Origin of the sequence: Collinsella sp. LCP19S3_B7 (genome assembly GCF_052121795.1) — a bacterium.
In the GTDB taxonomy this organism is placed as follows: Bacteria; Actinomycetota; Coriobacteriia; order Coriobacteriales; family Coriobacteriaceae; genus Collinsella.
Genome location: NZ_JBQKDO010000002.1, coordinates 48615 through 72510 on the forward strand (window position 1 = coordinate 48615; position 23896 = coordinate 72510).

Here is a 23896-nt window from a genome sequence, read left to right on the forward strand (position 1 = left end):
CTACTCTCCTCGCAGGTAGGCTTTAACGTCTTCTTCGATGGGGTCGTACAGGTCGGGGGCAATGCCGAGGTACTTGCACGCCTCGTAGAGCACCGGCACCACGTTGGCATGAATAGCGACGCAGTGGTGGATGTAGGGACCCTCGACGATCTTGGCCTCGAGGCGCTTGAGGTTGTCGACCTCGACCCATAGGTAGGTGCCCATGCCGGCCGGGCCGTCGATGCCGCGGGCGTTGCCCAGCAGCAGCGAGTACTCGCCGTTGTCGCCGTCAAAGCGGGCAAGGGTGAGGTCGCCGTGCTTGGCCTCGGCCGTCAGCGCACCGGGATGATCGAAAGCCAGCGGGTAGGTGAGCTTGGGCTTGACGGCCGCGCAGCTGCAGGGCCAGGGGCCGCAGTGCTGCAGCAGCTCGCCGTTCTCGTTATCGGGATGACGCACGGTCCAGTCGGCGAACATGCTGCGGTGACGGCCCAGGTCGGCGGCCTCGACCATCAGCGCGGTAATGGCACCGTGGATATCGGTCTCGCATACGATAGGAATGCCCATCTCGTTGAGGATGGCGTTGGCGGCGCAGGGCATAATGCCCAGCTCGTCCTGGAGGGCGTTCCAGCACTGAATGGCGCCGGCGTTGCAACCGTACTTCTCGACCAGGCGCTTCATGGCGATGGCAAGACCGGCGACCGCGGGAACCTTATCCTCGGGGATGCAGATCTCAAAGCTGTCATTGATGTGGGCAAGCATGGTAGCCATGGCCTGCTCGTCGGCCTGGGCGTCGCGCACGGCCTGGACAAGTTCGGTCATGGGAATGGGCGAAAGCTGGATGTTGAACTTCTCGAGCAGCTCGCCCTCGTTGCACATGGTCGACCAGAAGTCGAATGGACGGGTGGCCATCTGCAGGATGCGGGTGTGCTTAAAGGTCTTGACCACGTTGCACACGGCCAAGAAGTCCCAAACGCCGCGCTCGAACTCGGGATCGGTCAGGCGGCAGTTGGTCATGTAGGTGAAGGGAACCTGGAAGCGGCGCAGGACCTTGCCGGTGGCGAACAGGCCGCACTGGCTATCGCGCAGGCGGGTGCCGTCGGGCTCGGGGCGCTCGTCGCGCGGGCCCCACAGCAGCACGGGTAGGCCGAGCTCGCGGGCAAGGCGAGCGCAAACGTACTCGGTGCCAAAGTTGGCGTGGCACAGCATAATGCCATCGACGCCCTCGGCGCGGAACTTCTTGACGATAGGCTCAATGTGGCTGTCGTCGAACAGCAGGCCCTCGTCATTGATGTCGTCGATATCCACGATGTCGACGCCGATCTCGCGCAGGCGATCAGCCGTCAGGCCGCGATACTTAATTGCGTCCGGCGCGCTAAAGATACTGCGGCGCGTGGGCACAAAACCGAGCTTGATCTTATCCATGTACGTCCTCCCCTAATCACATGTTCAGTAAACAGACGCATGTTTCGTTTTGTTCTGTTTACTAAATTTTTACTCCAGTGTTTAGAAGTTTAACGCGAAATACCCGTAGGCGGTAGAGAAATCAGCCTAAACGGTATGTAAACAAACTGAACATACAAGGGCAACAAAAAGAGGGCCCCGAAGGGCCCCTTTTGGATGACGTTATTTTGCTGCCTTAGCGAGCTTTGCCGCCCTGCGGCCCGGCGTTGCCTTTGCCTAGATCTCACGCACGCTCTGACGCTCGACAAAATAGGTCGATACGGCTGTCTTGCAGGTATAGCTCTTGGGATTGCGGATGTTGCCCACCAGGCGGCGCACCGCGATCTCGCCCACCTCGTGCTTGGGAACGTGCACCGTGGTGAGCGGCGGGTTGGAGAAGGCACCCAGAGATAGGTCGTCAAAGCCGATAATCGAGACATCCTCGGGCACGCGAATACCGTGCTCGTTGAGCGCGCGCATGGCGCCTACGGCGAGCACGTCGTTTTCGGCAAAGAAAGCCGTCGGCAGGTCGTCGCGCGAGACACTGTCGAGCCATGCGCCCATGTCGCGATAGGCGCCCTCGAGCGTGGTGCCCAGCGTGACGCGCCATGTCGGGTTGGCCTCAAGGTCTGCGTCCTCAAGCGCTTGGCGATAGCCGCGCTCGCGATCCTTAAAGTTGCGGATGCGAAGGTCGCCTGCCAGATAGCCGATCTGCCTGTGACCTTTCTCGATGAGGTGATCCACGGCGCGCAGCACCGAGTCGGTGTTGGCAATGACCACGGCATCGAAGTACTGACGATCGCTCCAGCCATCGAGCACGATCAGGTGGGCGGCAGCGTTGGCAAACAGGGCGTAGTCTTCCTCGCCCAGCTCGGTGCCCATCAGCACGATAGCGGCGGACGGATCGGCGATCAGGCCCTCGACCTGCGGACGCACGGCGTCCAAGTCGCTAAAGTCGAGCGAGACAAAGCTCGTGCTCATGCCGTGACGACGCGCCTGGCGCTCCACGCCCTCGATGACCGCGGGATGGAAGGTGCTCTCGTCCAGAATGGCGCCCGTCTTGCGCGCGAGCACAAACTGAATGCTCTCGAGCTGCGTCGACTGCTGATAGCCAAGCGATTGCGCGCACTCCAGGATGACCTTGGCGGTCTCTTCACTCACGCTGCGCTTGCGGTTGAGCGCGTTGGACACGGTCGCAGGCGAAAAACCGGTGATGCGGCTGATCTCGCGAACACTTGCTTTGGCCATTGTTCCCCCTAGCAACGGCCGTGGCGGAGCATCGCAACTTGATGACTCGACAACTAAACGACCGCAAATTCAATCTAAACAGAATAGTAAATGTTTATGAGCTAGTTTAGCCTGTTGTCAAGCGAAGTGGCACGACTATTCCCCCAACGGGCACATTTACTCGGTAGCTAAAAAAGCCCCGTCCCAAATTGACTACATGGGGCGGGGCACGGAAATCATCTAGCCAAGAACACGGGCCATGCGCGTCTTGAACTCGGACAGGAAGCGCGGGGCATCCACGGTCAGCGCCACAAGCGCGCTCTTGTCCGGATCGGACAGGCGATGCTCGTCGCAAATGGTGCGGCCGCGATACTCGCCCAGCAGATCAACACGCAGATTGCAGCCGAGCGCACCCACGAGCGTGGGGTCGATCGCCACGGCGACGGCCAGCGGATCGTGCAGCGCACAACCACCCAGGTAGGGTGCGTTCATCTCGTACGAGCCAATGTAGTGCTCGACCATGCTCGCAAACGCACAGCCGGCCATGGTGCCCGAGCCCGTCCATCCGGCAATGTCGCGACGCGTAAGCACCACGCGATGCGTCACATCCAGGCCCACCATAGTGAGCTTGCGGCCCGAGCGCAGCACGGCATCGGCCGCTTCGGGATCGCTTGCCATGTTGGCCTCGGCACCCGCGCTCACGTTGCCGGGCACGGTCAGGGCGCCGCCCATCACCACCACGCGGCCAATAGACATCACCGCCGTCGCATCGCGCTCCAGGGCAAGCGCCAGGTTGGAGAGCGGGCCGGTCGCTACGTAGACCAGATCGGGACCATAAGTGCGCGCGGCATCGATTAGATAATCGACTGCAGCGTTGCCATCGGCCGACGTCGCCCCCACCGGCTCGTAGGGCGACGCGGGCACGCTCGCGCCGCCGATGCCGTTCTTGCCGTGGATGAGTACGGTGGACGCCGGCGGCGTATAGGGCTCAGTCGCCTGCAGAGGACGGTCGGCACCCAGGTACACCGGCACCTCGGGACGGCCCAACAAGTCGAGCACCGCCAGGCAGTTGCGCGCCGACTGGTCGACGCGCACGTTGCCAAAACACGTGGTAATGCCCACGAGCTCAACCTCGGGGCTCGCGATGGCATAGGCAAGCGCCATCGCATCGTCCACACCCATATCCAGATCAAGGATCAGCTTCTTGATTGCCATTGTTCTACTCCGCTTCTCCGTCTTGTACTAAATCGTCTAAACCAAACACGCGCTCAACTTCGGCGCGCGTGGGAATCGACTGCTGCGCGCCCAAGCGCGACACCGTCACCGCCGAGGCGCGTGCACCCGCGGCCATGCACTCAAAGAGCGGCAGGCCCTCCAGACGAGCCGCGGCAAGCGCACCGATAAACGTATCGCCCGCAGCCGTCGTATCGACCACCGTGCTCGAAAGCGCCGGCATGCGCAGCAGCTCGCCGTCGTCGCCGAGCGTAACCGAGCCGGCGCCGCCCAGCGTGATGACCGCGGCGCCGGCACCCTTGGCGAGCAAGGCATTGAGCGCCGCGACGCAGCTCGCATCGTCTGCAGGCAAGATGCCCGTCAGTACCTGGCACTCAGTCTCGTTGGGACAGACCAAGTCGACTGCAGGCCAGACCTCCGCAGGCAAATCGCAGGCAGGCGCTGGATTAAAGACCGTATAGAACCCCAGCTCGCGAGCGCAAACAAACGCCTCGGCCGTCGCTGCAAGGTCACATTCGCCCTGGGCGATAAAGACGCCTCCGGCAGCCGGGGCAATCTCGCTGGCGTTACTATCGAGCTCATCGGCCACCAGACGCCTCAGCGCGCGGGCAACGTCCTCGCCCGCAAGTGCATGGTTGGCGCCCGGCGACAGCACGATGCGGTTATCGCCCTCACAGCGAATGATGGTCGCCGTTCCCGTCTCCACGTCGTCGCGGCGCGCCACAAAGTCACAGTCCACGCCAGCATCTTGGAGCCCCGCCACGAGCGACGAGCCAAACGCGTCGCGGCCGACCGCGCCGATCATGCGCGTGCGCGCGCCCATGCGCGCAGCTGCTACGGCCTGGTTGGCGCCTTTGCCGCCGGCGTTGGTGATAAACCCGCTGCCGCCGACGGTCTCGCCCGCACGCGGCATGCGCTCGCACGCCACCGAAAGGTCCATGTTCATGCTGCCGAACACCGCAACGATGCCGCAATCTGCCATGGAAACCTCCTCGTCCGCGGGCTCTGCACCCGCCATCGGCCGTCAATCGTGCGCTCTCGCACCTCTATAACTTTAGTTCACTTTGATGTGGACGCGCGCTTGAGCTTACGCCAGCAGCAAGCATTCACAGGAGTAGGCGGCTACAATGAAAGCGTGCTGATTATTCTCGTCATTGGATGATGTTTTATGGAACAATTCCCGCGATCGAGCTCGCGCAGCTCACGCCATGCGAGCGATCAACAAGCGCCGCACGAACGTTCGCGCACTAACCGCCAAACCACCGAGCCGCGCCGCGCTGCAGGCTCCCATCGCTCGCCCGCCAACAAGGGCGCCCGCACCGACAGCGCCGCAAAAGAACAGGCGCCCACGCGTCCCAAATCTCGCTACATCCCCGCCCTCGACGGCCTTCGCACGCTCGCCGTTGTCGCGGTGGTGCTCTATCACCTCAACCTCACGTGGGCACAGGGCGGCCTGCTCGGTGTCACGATCTTCTTTGTGCTCTCGGGATACTTGATCACGCGCCTGCTCATCAACGAAATAGCAAAGACCGGTCGTATCGATCTCAAGAGCTTCTGGATCCGCCGCATCCGTCGCCTGTTCCCCGCCGTGGTAACCGTCGTGGTGGTGACCTGCGCACTGTGCACTGTCTTTAACCATGTGATGCTCACCAAGATGCGCCCCGACATCCTGCCGTCGCTGCTGTTCTTTAATAACTGGTGGCAGATTATGCAGGACGTTTCGTACTTTAACGCCCTGGGCGACCCCTCGCCGCTCACGCACTTTTGGTCGCTTGCCATCGAGGAACAGTTCTATCTTATTTGGCCGCCGCTGCTGCTCGCCATGGTGTCGGTGCACATGAGCAAGCCCAACACGCGCCGCGTGGTCCTGGGCCTCGCCGCCGTCTCCGCCGTCGCCATGATGGTGCTCTATAACCCCGCCACCGACCCCAGCCGCGTGTACTACGGCACCGACACCCGCGTGTTCTCGTTGCTGCTGGGCGCCTGGATGGCCTTTATCCCCGACCGCGACCTGGCGCCTGCGCGCCTTGTCCGCCATCTGGGACTCGACCGACTGGCCGGCGCCGGCAAGCACGACAAGTCAAAGAGCAACACCGCCGAGGCCGCCACGACAAAGCCAAGTGAGCTCGCACGCTTTTGGTCCTCCCCCGCATCCATCGATTTGATGGGCGTCGTGGGTCTGGTCGGACTCGCCGCCATGGTCGCGCTCACCAACGGCTACACCGCGTTCCAGTATCGCGGCGGCACGCTGTTATGCTCCATCCTCACGCTCATGGTCATCGCGGCCTGCGTGCAGCCCCAGGGCATGGTCGCACGGGCCTTGGCCACCGAGCCGCTCGTATGGATCGGCAAGCGCTCCTACAGCATCTACCTGTGGCACTATCCGCTGCTGCTGCTTATGAACCCGGTCGCCAACATCAACGATACGCCCTGGTGGCAATACATTTTGCAGGTGTTGTTGGTGGTCGCCGTGGCCGAGTGCTCCTATCGCTTTATCGAAACGCCGTTTAGGAAGGGCGCTTTTGGGCGCACTGTTTCCGAGCTCCGCGACGGCACCACCACGCCCGCCGGCTGGGTGCGCGCACATGTCCCCACCTGCGCCGTTTGCGCCGTCGTGATTGTTGTGGCGCTGGGCGGCCTGGTCTTTGTGCCCGACACATCCGCGCTGAGCGGCGAGGGCGCCGAAATCCTAAACAATGAAGCCAAAAATGCAAAGCCTCAGGATCAGCAGGCGGCCGATGACACCGACAAAGATGACGACGGCTTCCCCGACGGAGCCTACGACCTGCTAATGATTGGCGACTCCGTGTCCCTGCGCGCCGTCGATGCCTTTGACGGCGTGTTCCCGCACAGCCACATCGATGCCGAAAAGGGCCGCCAGTTCGACGTCGGCCGCGAAACATTTGAGGGCTATATCCAGCAAAATCTTGCAGGCAGGATTGTGGTCTTTGCGCTAGGCACCAACGGCCTGGTAACCGATGATCAGATTGATGCGATCATGGCCGACGCCGGCAGCAAACGTATCGTGGTATTTGTGAACACGCGCAGCCCGCAGCCATGGGTGGGGTCCACTAACCAAGCCATTGCCAACGCCGCCAAGCGCTATAAAAACGTGCGTGTTATCGACTGGTACGGATACAGCACAAATCGCAACGACCTGTTCGATGGCGACGGCACGCACCTGTCGACTACCGGCGTGACCGAGTACCTTAAGCTCATCCACGATGCCGTCAAGAAGGACCTACCCGTGCACCCCGAGGACCACGTTAACGATCCGCAGCCGGCGGCTGTCAAATCCGCTGCCGAGGCACTCGTCAACGCCCTCGCCTACAAACCGCACAAGCTAGGCACCGACAAGTAACGCACAGCCAAATCTGCTTACAATCCGGCACTTGGGACCACTTCCGCGACTTACAAAGCCGCCTCTGGGCTGTTAATTCACCCCAGAGGCGGCTTTATAGCTGCACATCGGTATATAACTAGCACCCTATAGCAGACAAAAACAGGCCGCAGCCCATGGCGGCGGCCTGCTTAGAGTCCAAGAGAGGTGCTACGCGCTGTAGCCCATCGCTTGCAGAACAAACATGACGACCGTCAGCACCGTAATAACGCCGATAGTCGCCCAAGTGAGCACATTCCACACACGGCCGTTGCGGTTGGCGCCCATAATGTGTCGATCGGCGGCAATAACCACCTGGAACACCAGAACCACGGGCAGCAACACGCCGTTGATGACCTGCGAGGTCATCATAATCTGGAACAGGTCGACGCCGGGCATGAGCACCAGCACGGCAGAAATGCCAATGATTGCCGTAATGATGCCGCGATAGACCGGGGCCTCGTCCCAGCTGCGATCGGCACCGCGTTCCCAGCCAAACGCCTCGCAGATAGCGCTGGACGTAACGCCCGGCAGCACACAGGCGGCCAAGAAGCTCGCCGCGACCAGGCCCGAGGCAAACAGCACCGTGGACCACTGGCCCGCAATGGGCTCCAGCGCGCGGGCAGCGTCTGCAGCGTCGCTAATCTGAATGCCCGCGGGGAACAATACCGTACCGGTCGTGATGATAATAAAACCGGCAATGACATCGGCGGCAATCGAGCCGCTCACGGTATCGATGCGCTGCAACACGATATCGTCCTCGCCCGCATTCTTATCGACCACGTTGTTCTGTGCAAGGAAAATCATCCAGGGCGCGATGGTGGTACCGATCGTCGCGACCACAAGCGACACGTAGCTGGGGTCATTTTGAATGTTGGGTACAACCAGATCGACCGCCACCTCGCCCCAACTGGGACCAGCCATAATTGCAGCGACAATGTAGGTCACAAACACACAGCTCACCAGCAACAGAATCTTCTCGATGCGCTGGAAGCTACCCGACATGGTAAGCATCCAAACCATCAGCGCCACAAGCGGCACCGAGATGCTCGCCGGCACGCCAAAGAGGGCAAGGCCGCTCGCGATACCCGCAAACTCCGAAATGGTCACGGCTGTGTTGGCAATCAGCAGCGCCGCCATAGCCAGCACGCTCTTGCGCACGCCAAAGCGCTCGCGAATGAGCGAGGCCAGGCCCTTGCCCGTCACGCAGCCGCAACGCGCCGCGGTCTCCTGCGTCACGATGAGCAGCACGGTCATGACGGGAAGCATCCAGAGCATCTTGTAACCATAGCTGGCACCGGCGCTGGAATACGTGGCGATGCCGCCGGCGTCATTGCCCGAAAGCGCCGCCAGAAGGCCAGGGCCCATGGCACCAAAGATGGCCGCGATGGTCAGCTTTTGCTTGGTGCCCTGCTTTTGCTTGGTGCCCTGCTTTTGCTTGCTATTTTGCACGCGACCACCTAACCCATGACCGACATGGTGTGCAGCACCGCAGCGGCACAGTACACCACGCACGAGATCATGACGGCAATGACGTTCATGGCGGTACCCGACGTATTGAGGTCGTGCTCGTCGCGCCAGAACAGCACCATCAGGTAAATCACAGCGCTCATGTTGCCAATCAGACAGACGATGGCCGCGATGTTAAAGCAGCCGGTAAAGAGCTGCTCCTCAAGCATGGGCGCGTCGGGGAACGCCGTGGTGCGCACCAGCTGAGCGCACAGGTAGGTCACGAGCGACAGGATCAGGCCCATGCCCGTGCTCTGGAAGAAGAATCCCAGATACGGCTTGGGTTCATCGTCATGGCCGTCGTACTCCAGGAAGTAGTTCTTGACGAACGACACCATACGCGAGGCAGCCAGCAGCACGAGCGGCATGGCGCACATGGGGAACACCACCAGATGCGCGGAGCCCAGCGCCGTCCCCAGCACTGCCGCCATGATGCACGAGGAAATGCCCCACACGACAACCCAGTACTGGCGATGCACAAACCAGCTGAGCACATTCGTCGAGTCGTCGGACGCGCTATCGCCCGAGCCGACGCCTGCGATCTGCAGGTCCTCCTGGTGCTCCTCGGCGATAACGTCCATGGCGTCGTCGAAGGTCACAATGCCCAAGATGTGGCGGTTCTCATCGCAAACGGGGATGGCGACCAGGTCGTACTTGGTCATCTCGTCCGTTACGTCTTCCTGGTCCTCGTCGGGCGACACATAAACCAGGTCGCGGTAGGCCAGCTGGCCCAGCGTGGCGTCGCGGTCGGCCACGATCAACGTGCGCAGCGAGAGCACGCCGGTCAGCATACCGCTCGGATCCTCGGTATAGACGTAGTAGACGCTTTCGAAATCCTCGTCGAGCTTGCGGATCGCCTCGATGGCGTCACCGACCGTCGCCGTGGCAGGCAGGGAGACAAACTCCGAGGTCATAATGCGGCCGGCAGTGTTTTCCTCATAGCCCAGCAGGTTACGAATCGCCTTCTCCTCCTGAACGCCCATCAGGCGCAGGAGCTTCTCGGCCTTCTCGTAATCGAGCTCGTCGATCAGGTCGGCGGCGTCGTCCGGGTCCATCATGGCCAGCATCGACGACGCATCCGTGTCGGACAGGCCCTCGAGCATCTCGGTCATGAGCTCGTCGTCATCGAACTCCGAGATGGCCTCGGCGGCCTGGGCGGTGTCGAGCTGCGCGAACACCTGCGCGCGCAGGCGAGGATCGAGCTGCTCGATAATGTCGGCAATGTCGGCAGGATGCAGCTCGCCGAGCGTCTTATGCGACACCGACAGCTGGATGTTCTTAGTCGAGCGATCGAGCAGGTCCATGTAGGACCAGGCGATGATGTCCTCGCCGAGTGGTTTGCCCAGGTGCTTCATAAAGCCCTCGACGACATGTTCAAGAGCGGGGCTGATTGCGCGCAGCAGACCGCGGGCACCGACTTCGGCACCCAGCAGGCGCAGCTGATTTTCGCCCGACATGGAAAACTTGATGTCGTTTACGCGCACGACCTTCATGCCCTGCGTGTCGACGATTTGTTTATTGAGCACGTCGCGCGCGAGCAGGAGTTCGGTCGGCTGCAGGTACGAAAAACGGATTTCGGTGGCCGACGTATTAAGGTATACGCCCGTCTCGTCGATACGGTCGACCCATTTTCGCCAGCTGATCATAAACGGCGTCTTGCCGGGACCGCGGAACGCGAGCGACGTCACGTGCGGAAAAACTTCGCCGGTAGCAATGCCAAAATCGTTCACAACGCCGAGCTTTTCGCCATCGACGTCCAAGACCGGCAGCTTGAGCATCTCACTCAGATAATTCACTGGTGCTCCCCATCATTATTCCTTCGGACCGTGGCCATGCCGGCACGCCATCCGTGGACTTTTAGATATGTATACGCATGCGCGGGCGGCACACCGCTCGGCGCTCACACCCCGTGCATGCGCAAGAAGCACCTGCAAGGGGTCATCGACTGTATGGTCGAGGTTTGGATTTCACCTGCAACCTTTCTCTTGACCCTTGTTATCCGCAGTAACTATAGCATCAGCATCGCGCCGTGACGCCAAATTTATGCTCCAAACATCGCAGGCATACCAAACGCTGACGCATCCGTGACATAGTCGTTTAAAAACGTCCCCCGTGACTAGTCTGTGGTGTCGTTATCTTCGGCGAGCTGGGGAAACACGGCGTTCTTGGGCATGGAAGTCTTCGTTAGCGAGGTGAGTTTTTTGCTCAGCGACGTATCCGTCTTAACCAAATCGCTCAGCGTCACGATCTTGTAGCCCTTGGCGACAAGGCCATCGATGATCTGCGGCAGCGCTTCGAGCGTCTGTTCGGAGCACTCGTCGCTATCGGTGAACAAAACAATGTTGCCCGGAGTCACCGATTCGAGCACTGTCGAAACCTGTTCGTCGGCGCCGTTGAGCAGCCAGTCGCCCGAATCGATATTCCACGAGACCACGGCAGACACCAGATCCATCGCATCGATCCAGTTTTGCTCGTCAAACGCGGCGTAGGGAGCACGCAGCAACATCGTCTCGACGCCGGTCGCCGACTTAATCGCCTCGGTGCCCTTCGTGATCTGCTTGCGCACCGCCTCGCGATCCTTGCCCTTGAGCGAATCATCGCTGTAGCTGTTGGAGCCGATCTCGCATCCGGCATCGACAATCGCTTTGGCAGTAGCGGGCGAGGCTTCCGCAGCATCGCCCAAAAGGAAGAACGTCGCCGTGACGCCCTTTTCCTTGAGCACCTGCAAGACCTGCTTGGTCGCGCCGCTCGGACCCTCGTCAAATGTCAGGGCCACGTACTTTTCGTTGCCCTTGGGCGCTACGCTCGCGCACTCGACTACACAGTCGGTGGCGGGCACGACCTCGCCGCGGTCCTGCGTCTTGCCCGACTGCTCGCCGACCCATACCTCGGAGCGGCCCCGAACGCCCCAGGTTTTAACGTATTCGATAGCGCCCGTGCCCTCGACCTTCAACTTGGGCTCAATGGTCGTGACCTGGACCTCGTGCTTCTCGTACGTGTCGCGGCCGTCTTTGACCGTCACTTTCTCGCCGCCCGTTAGCTCGCGGCTATTCCACTTGCCCTGCTTCACCCGTTTGCCGTCCACCTTCACCGACAGCTTTTCGCCGCCACGGCGGGTAAGCACGCTATCGTCGACAGCCAACAAGTCGCCGGCATCGTAGGTGTCGGTCAGGCCTTGGTCATCGATAAGGTTCTGCAACGTGGAGCCCACGCGCACCGAAGCCTGCTCCCCATTGAGCACAATGTCCACGCTGCGATTGACATAGCCCACGACGGCAGCGATAAACAGCACGAGCGCACAGCCGACAGCGATGAGCGCATAGGGCAGGCGGGACGGTCGGCGCGGTGAGCGCCCGTTGCCGATGCGCGCGCTGCGATCGCTAAACCCACGGCTATGGTTGAGGTACATCGCGCCGGGTTTACGGCGACGTCGACGCTGACCGCTGGGCAGCTGCCCCAGGTCGCGTCGCGCCGTCGGACGCGCACCCGAGCGCCCGTTTAAGTTAGATCCGTTTTGGCGCATGTGCCCTCCCCCATAAACACAGCGAGCCGGAGCAACATGTCTCCGGCTCGCCTCCCATCATTTGGTACGTCGCTATTTGCTAGCTTTTGACGAGCCCCCGCTCGCCTTTTGATATTCGTCCTTAAAGGCCTTGAACATACCGCGCGTCTTGCCGAGCTGCTTGCCCAGTGCGCGACTGCCCTTGTCCACAGCGGCCGATCCCTTGTCATCGAGCACCTTGGCGCCCTTCTTGACCTTATCGCCCACCACGACACTGGCCTCGGCAGCCTTGGCGGCCGCGCCACCCGAATACCCGAGCGACTTGACCTCGTCCGAGACAATCATCGCGCCGTTCTCGTAGCCGCGCAGCATCGTCGGCGGCATCTGTGTGTCGCCCACCAGCACACTCGAGGCAGTGCCGGAGGTCACGTAGAACGTCTGCACGATACCCGAACGCGGCTTGAACTCAACGTCCGAGCAGTAGCCCACGACGTCGCCCGATTCCGTGCGCACGTCCATGCCAACCCAGATGATGCAATCGTCCAGGTTGATATCGAGGCGCTTGGCCGCGGCGGCATCGTAGGTGCCCTTGACGTCGTCGACCGCGACAGCACCCTCATAGACGCCGATGGCATCGAGCGCCACAAATCGATCGGGGCGCTCGATCATGCCCGCGATATCGGACTGGCGAACCATAAAGCCCACCACGCGCGTACCGCCCGGGGTAAAGACCGGAAAGTGAATCTTGCCGAGCTTTTTGGGGCTGCGCGGCGTGCCGTCCTTTTTGGTGCGCTTGTCTTCGGCAGGCTTACGATAAACCTTGACGCCGACAAAATCCCCTGCGCGCATTATGCCTCGGTCGAGGGCTCCGTGGCCTCGGTGTCGGCCTCAGTGACGTTCTCGACCACGACGTCGGCAGCGGGCGTCACGTTGCCGCCCGAGATGGCGTCGTTGAGCTGCTCGCGAAGCTGGTCCATGCGCTCGCGAGCCAGGTCGACCTTGGCGCGCAGGTCATCGGTCTTGGCGTCGACCATCGGACCAAAGTCGTTGACCGCGGCACGAGCCTCCTCGGCACCGTGCTCGTAGGTGTCGCGCATGTTGTCCCAGGCATCGTTGGCGATATCGGCGGCCATGGCACGGGTCTCGGCACCCGAGCGCGGGGCCAGAGCAACGCCGATGATAGCGCCGGCGGCAGCGCCAAAGAGCGCACCGGAGACAAAGCTGAAAGTCTTTCCCATGATCATTCCTCTCCTGCGGGCACCTCAATGCCCACCGTTTGAATGCTGTCCATTATACCCGCAGCGCAACACCTGCCGTCGCGCTCATCTGCGTACGGTAAAAGCGCAGGTACATGATGGTGATAAGCGAGTGAGCCTACTCCTGCGGCATGGCAGGCATGGCCACCGTGGCCGCCGGGTCCTCGCCGGCGCCATCAACGAGCGGAAGCGCACCTTCCTGTGCGGGACCTGCCGGAACCGTCGCCGCGCCACCGTAGACGGCAGCGGGGGCCTCGTGGCTCTCGGCGGTCGCGCCCTCGGTATCGATTGCCTCCTGCAGCTCATCGTCAAAGCTCGGGACACCCTGGGGCTCCACGGGCTCGGACTCAACAGCTTCCTCAGCAGCTGCCTCGACGCCGGGTTCGGAATCGGCAGGAGCCTCGCCTTCGGCCCCGTCCTCGGCGTTTGCGGCGGCGATGGCCTCGTGCGGATCCTTGCCCTCGGCCTCGGCGCGCATACCCAGCACCAGGTTGCGCAGGCCCGCGACCGTGCCCTCCACGTCAGGGGCAGGCTGGTCGGCGTGCAGATAAGCCCAGTCCATCATAAAGGTCGCCGAAGACAGCGCGCCGATGGCCAGCGCGTCATCGGGGCATGAAAGCTCAACCTCAAAGACACGCTCATCGTGCTCGCTTACGCGGGTACGGCCGCACGAAATGCTGCCGGCGAGACCGGTCTCGTTCATGAGCTCCACTGTCACGTGCTCAAGCAGATGGCAAAGCTCGGTCTGGCCCATGCAGTCCTGGAATTCACGACCGGAATCGCCTAGGCACAGGTGCTTGGCAATCGCGGGCACCAGGTAGTACACGCGCGCCGTGGCCTCGATGTCCTCCGAGGTCATGAGCGGCATGCCGGGGTTCACCAGCACATGCGCGCAGATCTTGTCCTCGCTGACGGTGACCTTAAGGATGTTGAACAGGCCTGCCATAACTCTCCCCTACTCTTCCTTGCCCTACTCGTCGCCGTCGTGCGGACCCGCAGAGCCCGCGCCCGGCGTCGCCGGCTTATCTGCCGAGGACTCGGAATCCTTCTTATCGGTTTCGGCCGGAGCGATCACGCGAATAAGCGAGATGCGCTGGCCACGCATCGACTGCACCTTGAACTTGTACCCTGCAACCTCAAACACCTCTCCGATGTCGGGCACCGAGTCGCAAAGTTCCAAAATCCAGCCGGCGATGGTCTCATAATCATCGCTTTCCTCGAGCGGCCAACCAAGCTCAATCGCATCATCGCACGAAAAACGCCCATCGACGAGCCACTCACGGCGCGAAAGACGCGTGAGGTACTTGTTGTCGGGGTCGAACTCATCCTCGATCTCGCCCACGATCTCCTCGACGATGTCCTCGATGGTAATGATGCCAGCCGTGCCGCCGTACTCGTCCACGACCACCACGATCTGGTCGTGCGAAGTCTGCATCTCGGACAGCAGCGGCAGGATGTCCTTGGTGTCGGGCACAAAGGTGGCGTCGCGCAAATAACCGGCGATGGGCTGGTCGCCCTCACCGTCGAGCGAGGGCTGAATCAGGTCCTTGATGTGCGCGATGCCCGCCACGTTGTCGGGATCTTCGTGATAGACGGGGATGCGGCTAAAGCCGGTCTGGCGCATAGTGGACAGCACGTCGGCGACCGTCTCGTCGTCCTCGCACATGGTGGTGTCCACGCGCGGCACCATGACCTCGCGGGCAACGGTATCGCCCAGGTCGAAGATCTCGTGGATCATACGCTTTTCCTCGTCGAGCAGGTCGTCCTGCTCCGAGACCATGTACTTAATCTCTTCCTCCGAGACGTTTTGGCGATCATCGGCGCTCTTGATGCGCAGGATGCGGGCCAGGCCATCGGAGCAAGCGCCAGTCAGCCACACGAGCGGACGGGCGATCTTTTGGAAAAACGACAGCGGCCCCACCACCTGCTTGGACACGCCTTCGGCATTGGCCAGACCAATGCGCTTGGGCACAAGCTCGCCAATCACGATGGACACGAAGGCGACCGCAACGGTGATGATGACCGGCGCCAGTCCGCGCGCGATGGCAGAGAGCGGCGCGATGCCAAAGCTCATGAGCCACGTGGCGAGCGGGTCGGACAAGCTCGTCGAGGCGACGGCGGACGAGGCAAAGCCCACGAGCGTGATGGCGACCTGGATGGTGGCGAGCAGCTGGTCGGAGTCGGCAGCCAGCTTAACGGCGCGCTCGGCGCGTTTGTCGCCTTCCTCGGCCTCGTGCTCCAGCACGGCGCGCTTTGCCGTGGTGAGCGCCATCTCGGACATAGAGAAGTAGCCGTTGATGAGGGTCAAAACGAGGGTGGTGATAAGGGAGATGGTTATGTCCATCGGGAGTTTCTCGAACCTCCAAGATTCGGGACGTTAGGTAGTAAGCGTAGATAACGGATAGGGCAGTTGCGTCCGGCGGCCGCTTGGATGGGTCCGCAGGCACAGACGTGATCGCTAGATTACGAAGAGGATCACCGCCATGAACTGGAAGATACTGCCGGCGAGCACCCACAAGTGAAACACACTGTGCAGGTAGCGCACGTTTTTAGCGATGTAGAACGGCACGCCCACGGTGTAGCACATGCCGCCGACAGCGAGCAGGGCAAGTGCCACGGGGTTGAGCAGCGACACGAGCTCGGGCAGCTTAAAGACGACGAGCCAGCCCATCAGCAGGTAGACCAGGCCGCTTACCCAGTGCGGTTGACGCTCGCGCATAAAGCACTCGAGGGCGATGCCGATAATGGCGATGGCCCATACGGCAAAGAACAGCATAGGGCCGCCATCGTTTGCGAGCGTGATGAGGCAAAACGGCGTATAGCTGCCGGCTATGAGCAGGTAGATGCAGCTGTGGTCGATGATGCGAAACACGCGCTTGGCGCGTGCGGGCTGAATCGCGTGGTAGAGCGTAGAGGCTAGGTATTCGAGGATAATGCTGACGCCATAGACAATCGCCGCGGCCATGTGAGCCGGGCCTCCGCCGCGAAGAGCGGCAAATACGATCAGGAGCACCAGGCCCGCGATGCCCAGCAGGCAACCGACACCATGGGTGACGGAGTTCATGATCTCCTCACCCACCGTGTAGTGTGGAACGGCCGCGGTCTTGGGTCGCGGCTTAGAACTGTCGCTCGAATCGGACATGCCGGTTACATCCTCCAACGTAAAGAGTTCTCAACACTATATCAAAGCGTCTGGGTACGTGCGAAATTTGCACCATACGTGACCCCTTGTTTACCCATTCTTTGCTTGTTGACGCATCAACGGCGAACAATCATGGTTGATTACAGCGCTGGAGGACCGTTTTGGCTCCCGCCTTCGGAATTATGCGGCAAAATCTGGAACTGCCGACCAGACCGCAGTTTTACCAACAATTTATCAGGGGTTTTGTTGCCAAAAAATGTCGTGTGCTCGGCGGTCTCGAAATTTGCCGCATACTTCCGGAAAGCCGCCCGCGAGCGCTGTGCTCGCGGGCGGCTTTTGCCCGAATTACGCCACAAAGACGCTTGTATTGTCCAATAGCTAGGCGCTATTTGACCTCGACGAGCTCGTATTTGCTCGTGCCCAGGCCGATCTTCTCGGCGTGCGCGATGCACGCGCGCCAGTCGGTGTCGGGATGCGTGATGCAGAAGGGGTCACGCGCCTGCTCGCCCTCCAGATGCTCGTGGTTATGCTCCATCTTGGCCGCGCTATCGGTGAGCTCGGTGTTGGGCAGCGGCTCGGACGCCATGACGGCATCGGCACAGGCCTGGTCGATGGCGACCGGGTCGAAGCTCGCGAACATGCCGATATCGTTGACGATAGGCGTATCGTTTTCGGGATGGCAATCACAGTTGGGGCTGATATCCATGGCAAGCGAGATGTGGAAGCTCGGGCGGCCGTCGACGACGGCCTTGGTGTACTCGGCGATCTTGCAGTTGAGCACGTCGGCCGCGGCGTCATAGACGGGCTTGATGGCGTCCTGGTTGCACACGCCGATGCAGCGTCCGCAGCCCACGCAGCGATCGTGGTCGATGGCGGCCACGTGCACCGTGCGAGTAGCGCCGCTGGCAAGCTCGCGCTCGCGGGTGTCATCGAACGAGATAGCGTTGTGCGCGCAGATCTTTTCACAGGCACGGCAGCCAATGCAGTGCTCGGTCGCGACGTTCGGCTTGCCGGCGGCATGCTGCTCCATCTTGCCGGCACGGCTGCCGCCTCCCATGCCCAGGTTCTTCATGGCACCGCCAAAACCGGCCTGCTCATGGCCCTTAAAGTGGGTGAGGCTAATCACGATATCGGCATCCATGAGCGCCTGGCCGATCTTGGCCTCGCGCACGTACTCTCCGCCCTCGACCGGGACGAGCGCCTCGTCGGTGCCCTTGAGGCCGTCGGCGATGATGACCTGGCAGCCCGTGGCATACGGGGTAAAGCCGTTCTGATAGGCGGTATCGATGTGCTCGAGCGCGTTTTTGCGGCTACCGACATAGAGCGTGTTGCAGTCGGTGAGGAAGGGCTTGCCGCCCAGTTCCTTCACGACATCCGCGACGGCGCGGGCGTAGTTGGGGCGCAAAAAGCTCAGGTTGCCCAGCTCGCCAAAGTGAATCTTGATAGCGACGAACTTGTTCTCAAAGTCGATCTGCTCGATACCGGCGTGACGGATGAGGCGCTTGAGCTTGTCGAGCTGGCTCTCGCGAGCATGCGTACGCAAGTTGGTGAAGTACACCTTAGCGGGTGCTGTGGGTGAAGTTGCGGTCATATATATCCCCTCGGTCTATATGGCGTTACAGACATAGAGGATGGTACCCGTTAAAGCGGGGTCAAAGTCAAGTACGGCGCCTAGTCATTGGGGACAGACTTAAATGAGTGACTACTCATTGGGGACAGACTTAAATGACTGAAACCACTCATTGGGGACGGACTTAAATGAGTGCCTCGCCACCTGGCGGCTAGGGACGTTCCTTTCCTGCCGGCAGCTGGGGACAGCCCTTGCCAACCCTGCCGGCGAGCCGGCGAATCGGCAAAGACTGTCCCCGATGACTAGTCGTTTAAGTCTGTCCCCAATGACCACCCTTGGTCGTTTAAGTCTGTCCCCAATGAGCACCCAATGACTAGGTGGCTAGGCGTGGGATTTGGCGTGAGTGAGGGCTAGGCCTACGGCGGCGATGGCCATGGCAAAGAGCACCGTGACGCCCAGATCGCAGACGATGTCGCCCAGCACGGTGGACGTCAGGTCCGACGAGAGCGCCTTGCCGATTGCGTCGTTCACCCAAAACGTCGGTACAAAGTGCGCCACCGTCTGCACGGCCGGGCCCATCAGCGACAGCGGCATCCAGGCGCCGCCCAAAAACGTCATGAGCATGCCGAGCAGGTTACCCACACCGTTGAGCAGCTCCTCGCGCGCGCCCAAGCCCGACAACGCAAAGCCAACGGCCAGCGGCGTGCACGCCAGGGCAAACGTTGCCGCCAGCGCTAGGCACACACGACTCGCGCCGACCTCGGCGACCGCGCCGGCAAAGCCCACGACGCCCATCATGCTCGACACAAACCAGATGCAGACGGCGAGCACGGCGGCGGCCGCAAACACGGCAAGCGAGCGCTGACGCTCGGAGACCGGACTGGCCTCCATGCGGCGCACGCGCTCGGGTTCGTTCATGCCCGAGAACACCAGCCCCACCGATACGATGACCGACGAGATAATCGCGTACGTGCCAAAGTTGAAGTACGACTCAAGCGTGGCGGCGGCTGTCGAGTCGACCTTGACCTGCTCGATCTCGACCTCCGCGCGCTTGGCGGCGGCATGCTCGGCGGCCTTGGCGACGTCACCGTCGGAGGCAGCAGGATCAAGTGCGGCCGCAGCGCCCGCGAGCGAGATCCAGCGCGAGGCCTCGGCAGACGAAAGCGCCGCCGCCATGGTGCCGGCACCGTAGGTCACATCGAGCTTGGGCAGGGACTCCCCCGCTCGGGCGGCTGCAACGAGGTCGTCCTCAAACCCCTCCGGGATAAAGAACACGCAGTCGGCGCTGCCCTTGGCGCTGTTGCTCTTGGAGAGCGCGTCCGCAAGGTCGTAGGTGTCCTCGCCGATACCCGTGACCAGATCAAAGCGCGAGCCCAGGTGCTTGGTAAGCGCACGCGAAAGGTCGCTGTTGTCGCGGTCGACCACGATCACGTTGGCATCGTAGGGCTTGTACTCGGTGAGCTGCGACGAGTTCCAGCTCACCGATGCCGCGATGAATACGCCCATGAGCGAGATGAACACCGTATAGATGAGCAGGTAGAACGGGTGCGCCAGCGCCATGCGAAGCGCGGTCTTAAAGGTGCTCATAGCGGCTCCTTCCAAAGATCAGCGTGGCGACGGCAACGAACAGCAACGCCATAAGGACCAGCGCGCCGGCGCGAACAGCAAAGGGGCCCAGGTCCTCAAAGAAATACAAGCGGTTGAACATGTCGCAGATAAGCTTGACGGGATTGAGCCAACTCTCGGCCGGGCAGGCGCGGGCGACGTCGTCGGCAAGCGCCATCGCCGGCTCGCCGTAGAGGCCGGCGAACAGGGCGCACGTGGTGGCGAAGCCCGTGAGGATGCCCGATTTGGACGCCTTGCCGCCCTTAACGGGAAGCGTGCCCACAAAAAGGCCCAGACCCGTCGCGGCAAGCGCGGACGCGGCACCACCCACCAGACACAGCCCCTCGCGCCCGCCAAAGTCGACCCCCACGACCAGGCGCACGTAGCCGATCGCGATCGTCATCGAGGCAAAGGAGACCAACCACGCGCCCACAAAGATACCGGCCAGCGACGCCGTCTTGGAAAGGCCACCCACGCAGCGACGCGCACCAAGGCCCGACAGATTGGGCTGCAGGTCGACGACGCTCAAGGCGGCAAACTCGGCAGACATCATCGCAACCAGGCCAAAGAGCGCGTAGTAGTAGATGACCGTGCCATCGGGCGTGGCACGCGTCAGGCTCACACGGCGGATTCCGCCCTCGAGCGACAGGGCGCGCGCAACCGCCTCCGGGTCGGCGAGCGCCGCCGGGTTGTCCTGGGCAATCTGGCGCATGAGCTCGGCATTTTGCGTATACGAGCTTGCCACCGTCTCCAGGATGCTGCGGTCGGTGAGCACCGACGTCGCACGCGAGCTGTCATAGCTCGAAAGCAACGTGAGTTTGGGCGTGCCCGCGGCATCGACCGTATAGATGCCCGCGACCTCGCCGGCTTTAAGCGCACGGCTCGCATCGGCTGCGTCGTCGCACTCGTGGATCTCGAGCAGTTGGTCGTCGCCTTCCTTGGCAAGCGACGTCGCCACGTCCTTAAAGGTCGAGGCGCCCCAGGCCTCATCCGCCACGACGGCCACCGGCACCGGATCGACCGTGCCGTCGGAGCTCAGATTCGCAAACATAAACATGAACATCGTGGAAAGCGCGACGGGAAAGATCGCGCCCCAAACCCACGTGCTCGGCCGACGCAGCAGCGTCTTGACCGTAATGATAATGGTGTTGAACATGGCCGCCCCCTAGTCGCGCAGCTCGCGGCCGGTGATCTCGAGGAACACGTCGTTGAGGGTCGGCGGCTCGCTCCACACGCGGCCGAGCGCCACATCGGCGGCGCGCAGCGTGTCGAGGATGTCAACCAGGTTGTGCGGGCTCGCTTCGCAGGTGCAAACGAGCTCGCCGCCGGAAAGCTCAACCGAAAGCACGTGCTCGAGGGCGCGCAGTCGCTCGACCGTGGCGAGCTCGACGGCGCCGACCTCGACGGTCACGCGCTCGCCCATCTGAATCATGCGCTTGAGCTCGTCGTTGGTGCCCTGCGCCAGCACGCGCCCGCCGTCCATGATCATGATGCGGCTGCAGATCTGCTCGACTTCCTCCATGTAATGGCTGGTATACACCACCGTGGCGCCTTCGTCGCGCAGGCGGCAGATGCCCTCCAGGATGGCATTGCGGCTCTGCGGGTCGACGGCCACCGTGGGTTCGTCGAAGAAGATGAGCTCGGGCTTGTGCGCGATGCCGCAAGCGATGTTGAGGCGACGCGCCAGGCCGCCCGAGAGCTTGCCGGGGCGAAACTTGGCAAAGTCGCCCAGGCCGACAAAGTCGATGGCCTCGTCGACCAGCTCGCGACGGCGTTTGCGGTCGTTGACGTAGAGGCTGCAGAAATAGTCGATGTTCTCGCGGACGGTAAGCTCGTCGAACACCGCCACCTGCTGCGGCACCACGCCGATGCGGCGCTTGAGGTCGTAGCGGGCGGGCGTCATGGGCTCGCCGAACAACTCGATGGTGCCTTTGTCGTAGGCGAGCAGCTGCAGAATGCAGTTGATGGACGTGGTCTTGCCCGAGCCGTTGGGGCCCAGCAGGCCAAAGATCTCGCCGGGGGCGATGCTCAGGTTAAAGTGGTCGAGCGCGATAAGATCGTCGTAGCGCTTGACGAGGTTTTCGACGTGGACGATGTCTGTCATGAGTCGGCCCTTCTGTTGATTTCGGCCCGGTACGATTGCATCATCGCAGGTGCGGGCGGCGCGCACCAGTGAGCTTTGTCACGAGTGCGGCGGGGGCGGGCGGGAGGAATGTCACGGTTGCGGCACCTGAGCAATCGTCGCGCGCACCATCGCGTACAATACCCGTATGAACAGGCTATTCGACAAATCGATCATGCTGGCGTGCTGTATCGCGGCCGCTCTGGGCCTTGCTGTGGATGCTTGCTTGGTCGCGGCGTTTTGTCTTGGCGTCGCAGTCGCCTCGCTTACGGAAATTGCGCAAGGCGAACGTGCCCGCCGCGCCGGTGAGGCCGCGAGCTACGCTTACATTATGGTGGCCGTCTTTGTGCCGTCGTTTGTGCCGTTTGCGCCCCTCGCCCTCTATGACATCGCGCGATACGTGCGCCGTGAACACGTTTGGGTCGCGCTGGGCGCCGGCGCCATCTTTGTCTGCGCACTCGTCGCATATGCCCACGCCGGCGCGCTTCCCACCCGTGCGCTGCTGTTGACCGCCATCCTTTCAGTCGCCGCCACCTTGCTGTCTCTGCGCACCGCTCAGCTGGAGCTCGAGCAGGAGCGCATGCGTCGCACCCGCGACGAGTTGCAGGAGCGAGCCCTCGCGCTCGAGGCGCGCAACCGCGACCTTGCCGACCGCCAGGACTACGAGGTCGAGCTCGCAACACTCGCCGAGCGCGCCCGCATCGCACGCGAGATCCACGATAACGTGGGGCACCAGCTCACGCGCGCCTCGCTGCAAACCGAGGCCCTACGCGTGGTCCACGCCAACGAGCCCGGCGTCGCCGCCGACTTCGCTGACGTCAAGCGCACCGTGGACGAAGCGCTTCAGCTCGTGCGCTCGAGCGTCCACGCGCTCAACGACAACGCGGCGAATCTCTCCGTACAGCTCGAGCGCATCGTGGAGGGCGCGCGCTCAGATGGCGGGCCGCAGATTGAACTTGAGGTTTTGGCCGAACATGCGCCCGCAAATGTCGCCAACTGCTTTGCGGCGGTCCTGCGCGAGGCGCTTTCCAACGCCATACGCCATGCTTGCGCCCAGACCGTCACCGTACGATGCATGGAGCATCCGTCGTTTTACCAGCTCATCGTTACCGACGATGGCGCGGGCGGGGTCCAAGCAAGCGGCCGCGGCACCGCAGAGGGCATGGGGCTCGGCTCCATGCGCGAGCGCGTCGAGGCGCTTGGCGGCACCTTCACCGCCGGCCCGCGCGCCGGCACCGGCGGCTGGCGTGTGTTTGCCACCGTTCCCAAACAGCAAGGAGATGAGGGCCGATGAGGCTCATCGTTGTCGACGACGACCGCTTGGTGGTCGATTCGCTCAAGATAATCCTGGGCGCCCAGCCGCAGATCGAGGTGGTGGGTACCGGCGCCGACGGCAACGACGCAGTGGCTCTTTATGCCGAACACGCACCCGATATCGCGCTGCTCGACATTCAGATGCCGGGGCGCGACGGGCTTTCGGCGGCCCGCGAGATCCTTGAGTGCGACCCTGCGGCGCGCGTGGTGTTTCTGACGACATTCTCGGATGACGAGTACATTGTGTCGGCGCTCAAACTGGGTGCCCGCGGCTACCTGATCAAAACCGATGTCGCTGCCATCCCGCCGGCGTTGGCCCAGGTCATGGACGGCAAACGCGTGCTCGAGGGTAAGGCGATCGAGGATGTCGACTTTGATGGGGCGGGCGTCGAGGTGGGCACGACCCGCCGGCCCGCGGCCTTCGTCAGCCTGACCGACCGCGAGTTCGAGGTCGCCGAGCTCATTGCCCGCGGCCTCGATAACAAGGAGATTGCCGCCACCGCCTATATGGGCGAAGGCACCGTGCGAAACCACATCAGCTCAATCCTGGCCAAAATGGGCCTGCGCAACCGCACGCAGATCGCCATCGCCTACCTGCGAGGGTAGTTGCCCGAAGAC

At 62.2% G+C, this 23896-nt stretch carries 19 protein-coding genes; 3 read left to right on the plus strand and 16 right to left on the minus strand.

Annotation, left to right across the window (positions count from 1 at the left end; all coding sequences use genetic code 11):
* The 4 genes from ACTQW0_RS01140 to ACTQW0_RS01155 all read right to left on the minus strand — a co-directional run bounded on the left by ACTQW0_RS01140 (position 1) and on the right by ACTQW0_RS01155 (position 4861).
* Complete coding sequence (locus ACTQW0_RS01140) at positions 1-1401, minus strand: L-fucose/L-arabinose isomerase family protein (RefSeq protein ID WP_441566522.1); 1401 nt, start codon at positions 1399-1401, stop codon at positions 1-3.
* A gap of 255 nt (positions 1402-1656) precedes the next feature.
* Positions 1657-2667: a LacI family DNA-binding transcriptional regulator gene (locus tag ACTQW0_RS01145; protein WP_427793677.1), complete on the minus strand. Its 1011-nt coding sequence runs from the start codon at positions 2665-2667 to the stop codon at positions 1657-1659.
* Between the two features lie 219 nt (positions 2668-2886).
* Positions 2887-3861 (minus strand): nucleoside hydrolase, encoded by a 975-nt coding sequence (locus ACTQW0_RS01150; RefSeq protein WP_441566524.1) that lies wholly within the window; start codon positions 3859-3861, stop codon positions 2887-2889.
* A gap of 4 nt (positions 3862-3865) precedes the next feature.
* A complete protein-coding gene (locus tag ACTQW0_RS01155; RefSeq protein ID WP_441566526.1) occupies positions 3866-4861 on the minus strand; it encodes a ribokinase in 996 nt (331 codons plus the stop codon).
* Between the two features lie 186 nt (positions 4862-5047).
* Between ACTQW0_RS01155 and ACTQW0_RS01160 the strand changes: the two genes are divergently transcribed.
* Positions 5048-7240: an acyltransferase family protein gene (locus ACTQW0_RS01160; protein ID WP_441566528.1), complete on the plus strand. Its 2193-nt coding sequence runs from the start codon at positions 5048-5050 to the stop codon at positions 7238-7240.
* Positions 7241-7429: 189 nt separating this feature from the next.
* On the opposite strand, the gene ACTQW0_RS01165 is transcribed toward ACTQW0_RS01160, so the two are convergent.
* The 12 genes from ACTQW0_RS01165 to ACTQW0_RS01220 form a co-directional block, all read right to left on the minus strand.
* Complete coding sequence (locus ACTQW0_RS01165; RefSeq protein WP_427747655.1) at positions 7430-8626, minus strand: Nramp family divalent metal transporter; 1197 nt, start codon at positions 8624-8626, stop codon at positions 7430-7432.
* 92 nt (positions 8627-8718) lie between these two features.
* On the minus strand, positions 8719-10563 hold the full coding sequence (locus tag ACTQW0_RS01170) for a magnesium transporter (protein WP_441566530.1): 1845 nt from the start codon (positions 10561-10563) through the stop codon (positions 8719-8721).
* Positions 10564-10883: 320 nt separating this feature from the next.
* Positions 10884-12290 (minus strand): polysaccharide deacetylase family protein, encoded by a 1407-nt coding sequence (locus tag ACTQW0_RS01175; protein ID WP_441566532.1) that lies wholly within the window; start codon positions 12288-12290, stop codon positions 10884-10886.
* Between the two features lie 72 nt (positions 12291-12362).
* The gene (locus tag ACTQW0_RS01180; protein WP_441566534.1) at positions 12363-13118 is read right to left on the minus strand and encodes a PRC-barrel domain containing protein; all 756 of its coding nucleotides are present in this window, start codon (positions 13116-13118) and stop codon (positions 12363-12365) included.
* Entirely contained in the window at positions 13118-13507 is a 390-nt protein-coding gene (locus tag ACTQW0_RS01185) for a YtxH domain-containing protein (RefSeq protein ID WP_154516595.1), read from the minus strand. Before ACTQW0_RS01185 ends, ACTQW0_RS01180 begins: the two co-directional genes overlap by 1 nt.
* Positions 13508-13643: 136 nt before the next feature.
* Entirely contained in the window at positions 13644-14471 is an 828-nt protein-coding gene (locus ACTQW0_RS01190) for a cyanophycin synthetase family protein (RefSeq protein ID WP_441041523.1), read from the minus strand.
* A gap of 24 nt (positions 14472-14495) precedes the next feature.
* Positions 14496-15869, minus strand: a complete 1374-nt coding sequence (locus tag ACTQW0_RS01195) for a hemolysin family protein (protein WP_154516597.1) — start codon at positions 15867-15869, stop codon at positions 14496-14498.
* A 114-nt stretch (positions 15870-15983) separates the two neighbouring features.
* Positions 15984-16667 carry a PAQR family membrane homeostasis protein TrhA gene (trhA, locus tag ACTQW0_RS01200; protein WP_441566535.1) on the minus strand — a complete coding sequence of 228 codons (684 nt, stop codon included), beginning with the start codon at positions 16665-16667 and terminating at the stop codon, positions 15984-15986.
* A gap of 385 nt (positions 16668-17052) precedes the next feature.
* Positions 17053-18258 carry a DUF362 domain-containing protein gene (locus ACTQW0_RS01205; RefSeq protein WP_441566537.1) on the minus strand — a complete coding sequence of 402 codons (1206 nt, stop codon included), beginning with the start codon at positions 18256-18258 and terminating at the stop codon, positions 17053-17055.
* 360 nt (positions 18259-18618) lie between these two features.
* Positions 18619-19824 (minus strand): ABC transporter permease, encoded by a 1206-nt coding sequence (locus ACTQW0_RS01210; protein WP_441566539.1) that lies wholly within the window; start codon positions 19822-19824, stop codon positions 18619-18621.
* Positions 19811-20998 (minus strand): ABC transporter permease, encoded by a 1188-nt coding sequence (locus ACTQW0_RS01215; protein ID WP_441566540.1) that lies wholly within the window; start codon positions 20996-20998, stop codon positions 19811-19813. Before ACTQW0_RS01215 ends, ACTQW0_RS01210 begins: the two co-directional genes overlap by 14 nt.
* Before the next feature lie 9 nt (positions 20999-21007).
* The gene (locus ACTQW0_RS01220) at positions 21008-21946 is read right to left on the minus strand and encodes an ATP-binding cassette domain-containing protein (protein WP_441566542.1); all 939 of its coding nucleotides are present in this window, start codon (positions 21944-21946) and stop codon (positions 21008-21010) included.
* A gap of 166 nt (positions 21947-22112) precedes the next feature.
* Between ACTQW0_RS01220 and ACTQW0_RS01225 the strand changes: the two genes are divergently transcribed.
* A complete protein-coding gene (locus ACTQW0_RS01225; RefSeq protein WP_441566544.1) occupies positions 22113-23258 on the plus strand; it encodes a sensor histidine kinase in 1146 nt (381 codons plus the stop codon).
* The gene (locus ACTQW0_RS01230; RefSeq protein WP_441566546.1) at positions 23255-23884 is read left to right on the plus strand and encodes a response regulator; all 630 of its coding nucleotides are present in this window, start codon (positions 23255-23257) and stop codon (positions 23882-23884) included. The genes ACTQW0_RS01225 and ACTQW0_RS01230 overlap by 4 nt, the downstream gene beginning before the upstream one ends.
* The last annotated feature ends 12 nt before the right edge of the window (positions 23885-23896 follow it).